The organism is Nocardia sp. CC201C, from assembly GCF_030010695.1.
Classification (GTDB): domain Bacteria; phylum Actinomycetota; class Actinomycetes; order Mycobacteriales; family Mycobacteriaceae; genus Nocardia; species Nocardia otitidiscaviarum.
The window spans coordinates 1-8,087 of record NZ_JASCXP010000346.1; the positions used below are offsets into that span (position 1 = coordinate 1).

Here is an 8,087-nt window from a genome sequence, read left to right on the forward strand (position 1 = left end):
GTCGGCCAGGATCTGGCGCTCACCACCCGCTCGCTCATCACCGACCCCTTCGACGCGCAGGAGGTGGTGGGCGACATCCAGGCGGCGCTGGCCGGAAAGGCCGGGCGCAGAATGGAAGTCGAGGCGCGCGGCGCGACCGTACTGCTGCGCACCCTGGTGCTGCGCCCGCACGGGGAGCTCGCCGGGGCGGCGGTGCTGGTGCGCGATGTCACCGAGGTGAAGCGGCGCGATCGGGCGCTGCTGTCCAAGGACGCCACCATTCGCGAGATCCACCACCGGGTGAAGAACAATCTGCAGACCGTGGCGGCCCTGCTGCGACTACAGGCGCGCCGCACCGAGAACGAGGAGGCGCGGTTGGCGCTCACCGAGTCGGTGCGGCGGGTGACCTCCATCGCGTCGGTGCACGAGATGCTGTCCATGTCGGTGGATGAAGAGGTCGATCTCGACGAGGTGGTGGATCGGCTGTTGCCGATCATGGCCGATGTGGCCACCGTGCACACCGCGCGGATCAAGGTGCGCCGCGCTGGATCGCTCGGCGTGTTCTCCGCCGAACGGGCGACACCGCTGGTCATGGTGCTGACCGAGCTGGTGCAGAATGCCATCGAGCATGCCTTCGACGCCGGGGAGGACGGCGTGGTCACGATTCGGTCCGAGCGTTCGGCGCGCTGGCTGGACGTGATCATCAGCGACGACGGCCGCGGCCTGCCGGACGGCTTCAGCCTCGAGGGCTCCGACCGCTTGGGCCTGCAAATCGTCCGCACACTGGTCACGGCCGAGCTCGGCGGCTCCATCGGCCTGCATCCGGGTAAGGACGTCGGCACCGACGCGGTCCTGCGGGTTCCCCTCGGCCGCCGCTCCGCGCGGTGAAGAATACGTGCGATATCGCATAAACGAATTCGCATAGTGGCTGACAGCCGAATTGCGATGGATATCGTGACAACTGATTTCGTTGCGACACGGGTAACTCATCGCCGAACGCCCGAAATCGGTTCGGCAGGCGACCGCCGGCACGCGTGTGGGATGGTCAACGGCTATCAGCCGTGCGCAAAAGTCCTGGAGAGGCGGATGAGCCCGGCACCTCCGAAGGGTGCCGGGCCGAAATGCGTCTATGCCGTCGTGGGGGCTGCGGCGGTGACGCCGGTCGTCCGAATCAGACGACGGTGCGGGTGCGCGTACGCGCGTTGCGACGCTTCAGAGCGCGACGCTCGTCTTCGCTCATGCCGCCCCAGACACCGGCATCCTGCCCGGACTTCAGAGCCCAGGAGAGGCAGTCGGCGGTAACGGGGCAGCGCGCGCAGACCAGCTTCGCATCGGCGATCTGCGCGAGCGCAGGACCACTGTTACCCACCGGGAAAAACAGCTCAGGGTCCTCGTCGCGACAGATGGCCTTGTGGCGCCAGTCCATTCCTCTGCTCCTTTGCTAGGGCATGCGCATGACGCTGCCCTTCGGGTTTGTGGTCCGTTCACTTGTGCGACTCGAATGTTTCCGCACGGTTGCTTGTGAATGCTTTCACGAACACCGTAGATGTCAAGAGATGTGTGGTGCACCGTGGGGAAGCTCACGCTGTAAGACCCCTACATCGAGGGTCTGCCTGATCATTTGTACTCGCTCGTTCGGGTTTTCGCAGCCCAACGGCGATGTTTCTCAGGTGTGTCGGGTCGACTACGGCTGCGGCGCGACGACTTCCAGTACATCGGGTACGGCTGTGAAATTCACCATGTTGCGTCGGCCGATGAAGTCACCGTCGATTTGCAAACCGATCGGCTCGCTCGCTTCGACGCGCACCGACGGGCTGTCGTCCACGCGAAACAATTTGTCCCCCTTGGGGTTTCCATTGGGGGCCAGCAACTGTCGAGCGATGCGGAGGGTGGGCAGCAGGGCCATGGTGCGCATGGCAAACACCCCGAGACCGGTTTCGAAGGAGGTGCCCGGGTTGGTCCGCACCGGCGTGTTGTCGAGGTAGGTCCACGGGCTCGCATTGGTCACGAATGCGTAATGCACTTCCGTGACCGGTTCGTGACCTGGAATCACCACGCGCACCATGGGATCGCGTCGTTTGGCCTTGAAGAACTGTTTGACGGTGGTTCGCAGATAGCGGCTCGGGGTCGCGGCATGTCCGTTGGCGCGCTTGGCATCAATGGCCTCGCAGACATCGGCGTCGAGTCCGACACCGGCGCTGAAAATGAACCAGCGGTCATCGGCGACGCCGAGACCGATGCGACGGTCCTTGTCCACGCTGAGCAGATCGATCAACTGGTTGGTGGCGCGCACCGGATCCGGATCGATCCCCAGGGCGCGGGCGAAGACATTCGCGGAACCGCCCGGAATGATCCCCAAACGTGGCAACCGCTCGCGCTGGTTGGTGGCTCCCGGCAACGGCAGGAATCCGTTGACCGTCTCGTTGACCGTGCCGTCGCCGCCGTGCACCACGATGAGGTCCATCTCGATATCGGCGGCCCACTGCGCCAACTCCGCCGCATGCCCCCGGTGCTCGGTGTGTACCACGGTCAGCTGGGTGCGGCTCTCCAGTGCGTGGGCGAGCAGATCGCGTGTCTCGGGGGTCGTGGAGGTGGCATTGGGGTTCACGATCAACAGCGTCCGCACTCTGAGGAGCCTACTGAGCGAACCGATGTGCGATCCGCCCGCATGCCTCGTGCCGGGCTGATCCCGGTCGATAGGCTGGGCGGGTGGCTGAGCAGAACTCCGGTGCGGAGAACGCGAGCGCGACCGACGTCGTGCCGAGGACGGTGCGCGTGGCGGGCGCGCTGGTGACCCTGGAGGGCGCATCGGGCCTGGTGGCCATGGTTGCGCTGGTGGTGGCGGGCATCAACGGCTCGGCGCAGAACTCCGGCAACAGCTACCTGACCGCCGCGTACGCCGCGATCGTCGGCGGTGCGGTGTTCGCGGCCGGTGTCGGCCTGCTGCGCGGCAAACGCTGGGGCCGCGCCATCGCCGTCCTCACCCAGTTACTGCTGCTCGGCGTCGCCTACTACATGTTCACCTCCGACCGCCCCGAACTCGGCGCTCCCCTGGCCCTGGTCACTCTCGCCGCCCTGGTGGCCCTGTTCGCCCCGGCCTCCACGCGCTGGATGGCGGCCGGGTACGACCTGTCGAAGTAGCGCTCCGGCATGGGCCGCAATGGCCCCTGATCGCCACACGGACGGCTTTTGGTCGCCTGTCCAGTAGTTTGCCTATCACCCCGAGCCGCCGTCGCCGGGAGCTCCACACCGCTGTGCGGGACGGTGCTCCGTGCGGACGTCGGGGCTCAGCGCAGCCGTGCCAGCTCGGCCGCGAGATACCCGCGCTGCGGGGCGTTGTCGGCGAGCAGGATGGCCTCCTCGTAGGCCAGGCGGGCCGCGTCGGTGCGGCCGAGTTGGGCCAGGAAGTGGGCGCGGGCCGCGGGCAGGTACGGGTAGGCGGCCAATCGCGGTTCCGCGGTGAGGGGTTCGAGGGCGGCGAGTCCTGCCGCGGGGCCCTCGGCCATGCCGAGCGCGACGGCGCGGTTGAGCGCCACCACGGGGGAGGGCCAGCGTTGGATCAGAATGTCGTAGAGGCCGAGGATGTCGTGCCAGTCGGTGGCCGCGTAGCTGGGGGATTCGGCGTGTACGGCGGCGATGGCGGCCTGTAGCGCGTACCGGCTGGGCGCTGTCGGATACGACCCGGCGCGGTGGCGCGAGCTGCCGCCTCCGGCCACCGCCCCGCCGGAGGGTGCGGGGTGCGGTTCGGTGGGGGATTCTGCGTGGTCGGGGTGGGTGGTGTCGGACGGTTGTGGCCTGTCGGGTGGTGCGGGGTGCGGTTCGGTGGGGGATTCTGCGTGGTCGGGGTGGGTGGTGTCGAACGGTCGTGGTCTGTCGGAGGGGGCGGGCGGTGGTCCGGGCTCAGGGTGGGCGTCATCGGGGGAGTCGCGGGTACGGGGACCGGTCCCGTGGGGCGAGCCCGACAGTGCCGCGCGGACCAGGGCCAGGCCCTCGGCGATGCGGGTGCGGTCCCATCGGGTGCGGTCCTGGTCGGCCAGCGGCACCATGGCCCCGGATGCGTCCACCCGGGTGTCGCGGCGGGCGTCGGTGAGCAGGATGAGGGCGAGCAGGCCCGTCACCTCGGCGTTGCCGGGCAGCAGCAGGCGGAGCATGCGGGCCAGGTCGGTGGCGCGGTCGGCGAGGTCGGGGCGGATCAGGGCGTCCCCGGACGGTGCGGTGTGGCCTGTGGTGAACAGCAGGTGCACGACCGTCAACACGGCGTCGATGCGTTCGGGCAGGTCGGCGGGGGCGGGCACCCGGTACGGGATGCGCGCCGCGGCGATCTTCTTCTTGGCCCGGGTGATCCGGGCCGCCATGGTCGGCTCGCTGACCAGGAAGGCCCGCGCCACCTCGGCGGTGGTGAGCCCGCACACCAGCCGCAGGGTCAGCGCCACCTGCGCCTCGATCGACAACGCCGGATGGCAGCAGGTGCAGATGAGGCGCAGCCGGTCGTCGGGGATCTCCGCCACCGCCAGCGCCGCGTCGGCCGGGTCCGCACCGGTCTCGTCGGACACCAGCAGCGGCAGCCGTCGCCGCAGCGTGGATTGGCGGCGCAGCAGGTCGAGCGCCCGGTTCCGGGCGGTGGTGGTCAGCCAGCCGCCCGGTTTCGCGGGTACCCCGTCGACCGCCCACCGCGTCAGCGCCTGCGCGTACGCGTCCTGCACGCACTCCTCGGCCAGATCCAGATCCCGGGTGACGCGCAAGGTCGCCGCGAGCACGAACGCCCACTCGCACCGATGCGCATCCGCCACCGCCGCGGCCACGGCCGTGTCGACGCCCACCGGGCGACCCCCTGGTCCGGATCGCGTTCCGCCGCTGAGATTCGCGGTGCCGTCCCGGTCATGTGGACTCGCGTGGCCGGGCCGATGCCCGCCGCCGTCCGATCCCGGGTCCGGTCGCCCGGCGTCGACGGGTGCCATGGTCAGTAGTCGAGGACCGGGCGGACCTCCACGCCGCAGTCGGGCGGCATGGGGATCTGCTTGGCGATCTCGATGGCGGCGTCCAGGTCGGCGGCCTCGAGCAGGTAGAAGCCGCCCAGGTTCTCCTTGGTCTCCACGAAGGGGCCGTCGGTGACCAGGAAGCCGCCGCTGCCGTCGGGCCGGATACTGGTGGCGGTGGTGTGCCAGGCCAGCGCCTCACCGCCGAGCACGGCCTCGCCGTTGCGCTTCTCGAACTCGTAGTGCTGCTGCAACACCGGCTCCAGCATGCTGGGTTCCGGATTCTCCCAACGCGCGTCGTCGAAGATGAGTGCCACGTACTTCGGCATGGTGTCCCTCCTGCGTCGTGCGGTCCGCTGTTCGGACCATCCACCTCTTCGACGCGCGGGGGCAAGCGAAATCGACGGGTCGGCGCGAATCTCTCAGGATCGCGAATCTCTCAGGATTCGGCGGCCAGTCCGGTCAGCGCATCGCCCTCGAGCCGGTAGCCGATCCACTCCTTCTGGCCGACCGCGCCCAGCGATTCGTAGAACTCGATGGACGGCGTATTCCAGGTCAATACCGACCAGTCCACCCGCCCGTACCCCTGCGCGGCGGCCTCCCGCGCGAGCGCCACCAGAAGTGCCCGGCCCAGCCCGCGCCCGCGCGCCTCCGGCTTGACGTACAGGTCCTCCAGGTAGATCCCGTGCACACCCCGCCAGGTGGAGAAGTTCAGGAACCAGATGGCGCAGCCGACCACGCCTTCCGGCCCCTCGGCCACATGGGCGAACAGCGCGGGTGCGGGGCCGAACAGCGCGGTGCGCAGTTGCTCGGCGGTGAGGTGGCACTCCTCGCGCGCCTTCTCGTATTCGGCCAGGTCGTACACCAGTTCCACGAGGGCGGGGATATCGTCGGGCGTGGCGCGGCGGATCATCCAAGTCCTTTCACAGAAAAGCCCTTCTACAGGTCGTCCAGATGTGCGATCAGATTGTGCGCCCGCAGCGTACGCGCGTCGTGATCGTGGCCCAGCACGCTCACCCCGGCGGTGGACATGAAGAACCGGCGGCCCTCCCGCACCTCGAGGTCCAGCCAGCGGGCGATGAGGGCGCGCGAGAAGTGGCCGTGGCCGACCAGCACCACGTCGTGGTCGCGCAGCTCCGGCCCCACCCGGTCCAGCACGCGGTCGGCGCGCGCGCTCACCTGCGGGGCCGTCTCACCACCGGGAACGGTGCCGGTCCAGATGGTCCAATCCGGATCGTGCTCCCGAATCTGCGGCGTGGTGATGCCCTCGTAGTCGCCGTAATCCCATTCGGCCAGGTCGTCGTCGACGCGGTCGGCGGGGAATCCGGCCAGTTCGGCGGTGTGCACGGCCCGCTGCCGGGGACTGCTGATCACCAGCGGGTCGCGCAGCGCCAGCCCTTCCAGGATCTTGGCGGCCGTGCGCGCCTGCGCTTCGCCGGCAGCGGTCAGCGGCAGGTCGGTGCGGCCGGTGTGCTTGCGGGCCCGTGACCATTCGGTCTCGCCGTGTCGCAGCAGGACCAGGCGGTGTTCGTTGTCGGCCATGAAACCGATCATGCCTGACGACCGTTCGGGCGCGGGGGACGCGGGCGTGCCGGTGGTGCGTTACGGGGCGTCCCCGCCGCCGAGGGCGTACAGCTGTCCGCCGCGCCGCTCCAGCACGGTCGGCCCCACCACCGCCACCGAGATCGGTTCGCCGTGATAGTCGCTGCGCCGCACGGTAATCAGCGAACTCGTCGCACCGGTGTCGGGGGCCACGGCGGCGAGGCCGTCGGCGACCGGGACCAGCAGGCGGCCCGACATGAGCGCCGGGGTGCCGAGCACGCTTTCCAGAATCCAGCTCGGTGCGAGCGTGGTGGAGTTCAAGGCGATCAGGCTGTTGCCGGTGAACGCGTAGACGGTCGAGCCGATCCGGGCCGTGCGCGCCCCGTCGGTGAGATCCGCCGGGAGCGGATAGTTGGCGACCGGGTTGCCGGAGATGTCGTACAGCGCCAATCGTGGTTCGCTGGAACCGCTTCGGGGTAGGTAGAGCGCGACCCGGCTGTCGGAGACCGCGAGCACCCGGGCGTTCTCGTCCGCGCCGCCGGGCGCGGTGAGCACGTGGGAGCTGTGCACATCCGGCACAGTGGCGTCCTTGGGGGCCGAGTTCTGCACGGTGAGCCGGTCGGCGTCCTCGTCCGGGCAGCGTTCCAGCACCGCCAGATTCTTGGAACTCGAAGCGGCGGAAAGGAATCGGCATCCGCTGCGGGGCTGCGTGTTCGGGTTGACCGGGGCGTCGACGTACCCGTACTCGAGGGTGCGCACCAGATCCGAGCGCCACATCTCCAGCCGGCGCGGGCCGAGCGCCAGCACATGGGTGCCGTCCACCGTCAGTTCGACGCGATCGTCCATATAGCTGGAGCGGGCGGTCTGCCGCGCCCCGGTCTCACCGTAGAGCTGGGTGGTCTGGCTGCACCCGCGATCGTCGCGGTAGGTGGCCACGACCATGCCGAACTGCGACTCCACCCCGCACAGGGGCAGGTCGCGGCGGTACATCCACACCTGTTCGCCGGTGCGCGGATCGCGGCCGGTCACGGTGCTGCCGTCGGCGGTCACCGCGACCCCGCCGACCGTCAGCGCGCGCTGTGCCGCCCCGTCCGGGGCGTGCCAGAGTTCGCGCAGGTCGGAGGGGAGGTGATCCGGGGTGGGCGGGGAGGTGAGAGTGCGGTCCGCGGTGACCGATTCGGTACTCCGCGCGTCGCTGGTCCACCACACCACGACCGCCGCGATCGCCACCAGAGCGGCGATCGCGGCGGCGATGACGATATCGGCGCGCGTCCGCCGCTCTGGTGCGAGCACGTCTGCGAGACTATCCGATCCGCCCGACTAGGCCGTCGCGGCGACAGCGGTGTCGGCCTCGGCCGTCACGACCGCACCCTCCTCCGCCTTCCGCCGACGCCGCCGCTGCGCGGGCGCGGCCCCCTCCACGATCCCGGCCGCCGACCCGTTGGACGTGGTGTCTCCCGCGGTGGCACCCGCATCGGCCGCGGCGGTATCCGCCTTGGCGCGGCGAGCGCGGGTGCGTTTCGGTGCCGCGTCGGTTGTCGCGTCCGAGGCGTCGTCGGCGCTCCGGCTCGATGCGGTTGCGTTCGATGC

Annotated in this window: 9 protein-coding genes and 1 pseudogene; 2 read left to right on the forward strand and 8 right to left on the reverse strand. The window is 69.7% G+C overall.

The features are described from left to right. A partial coding sequence (locus QK444_RS27755; RefSeq protein ID WP_282785100.1) for a sensor histidine kinase occupies positions 1–867 on the forward strand: 867 nt, incomplete at its 5' end. A gap of 283 nt (positions 868–1,150) precedes the next feature. Here QK444_RS27755 and QK444_RS27760 read toward each other — a convergent pair. Both QK444_RS27760 and QK444_RS27765 read right to left on the reverse strand, forming a co-directional pair. Next, positions 1,151–1,405: a WhiB family transcriptional regulator gene (locus QK444_RS27760; protein WP_011211115.1), complete on the reverse strand. Its 255-nt coding sequence runs from the start codon at positions 1,403–1,405 to the stop codon at positions 1,151–1,153. Positions 1,406–1,663: 258 nt separating this feature from the next. Continuing rightward, positions 1,664–2,605 carry a diacylglycerol kinase family protein gene (locus QK444_RS27765; protein WP_282785101.1) on the reverse strand — a complete coding sequence of 314 codons (942 nt, stop codon included), beginning with the start codon at positions 2,603–2,605 and terminating at the stop codon, positions 1,664–1,666. Between the two features lie 83 nt (positions 2,606–2,688). Here QK444_RS27765 and QK444_RS27770 point away from each other — a divergent pair, with 83 nt between their 5' ends. Continuing rightward, positions 2,689–3,120 carry a hypothetical protein gene (locus tag QK444_RS27770; protein WP_282785102.1) on the forward strand — a complete coding sequence of 144 codons (432 nt, stop codon included), beginning with the start codon at positions 2,689–2,691 and terminating at the stop codon, positions 3,118–3,120. Positions 3,121–3,266: 146 nt separating this feature from the next. On the opposite strand, the gene QK444_RS27775 is transcribed toward QK444_RS27770, so the two are convergent. From QK444_RS27775 to QK444_RS27800, 6 genes and pseudogenes are all read right to left on the reverse strand, one after another. Continuing rightward, a complete protein-coding gene (locus QK444_RS27775; RefSeq protein WP_282785103.1) occupies positions 3,267–4,799 on the reverse strand; it encodes a sigma-70 family RNA polymerase sigma factor in 1,533 nt (510 codons plus the stop codon). Positions 4,800–4,939: 140 nt separating this feature from the next. Next, complete coding sequence (locus tag QK444_RS27780) at positions 4,940–5,284, reverse strand: YciI family protein (protein WP_282785104.1); 345 nt, start codon at positions 5,282–5,284, stop codon at positions 4,940–4,942. Positions 5,285–5,394: 110 nt separating this feature from the next. Next, positions 5,395–5,868 carry a GNAT family N-acetyltransferase gene (locus QK444_RS27785; protein ID WP_282785105.1) on the reverse strand — a complete coding sequence of 158 codons (474 nt, stop codon included), beginning with the start codon at positions 5,866–5,868 and terminating at the stop codon, positions 5,395–5,397. Positions 5,869–5,894: 26 nt separating this feature from the next. Further along, on the reverse strand, positions 5,895–6,497 hold the full coding sequence (locus QK444_RS27790; RefSeq protein WP_282785106.1) for an acid phosphatase: 603 nt from the start codon (positions 6,495–6,497) through the stop codon (positions 5,895–5,897). 60 nt (positions 6,498–6,557) lie between these two features. Further along, positions 6,558–7,790, reverse strand: coding sequence for a hypothetical protein (locus QK444_RS27795; protein WP_282785107.1), 1,233 nt, complete (start codon positions 7,788–7,790; stop codon positions 6,558–6,560). A gap of 27 nt (positions 7,791–7,817) precedes the next feature. After that, positions 7,818–8,087, reverse strand: a pseudogene (locus QK444_RS27800) (hypothetical protein); the annotation flags it as partial.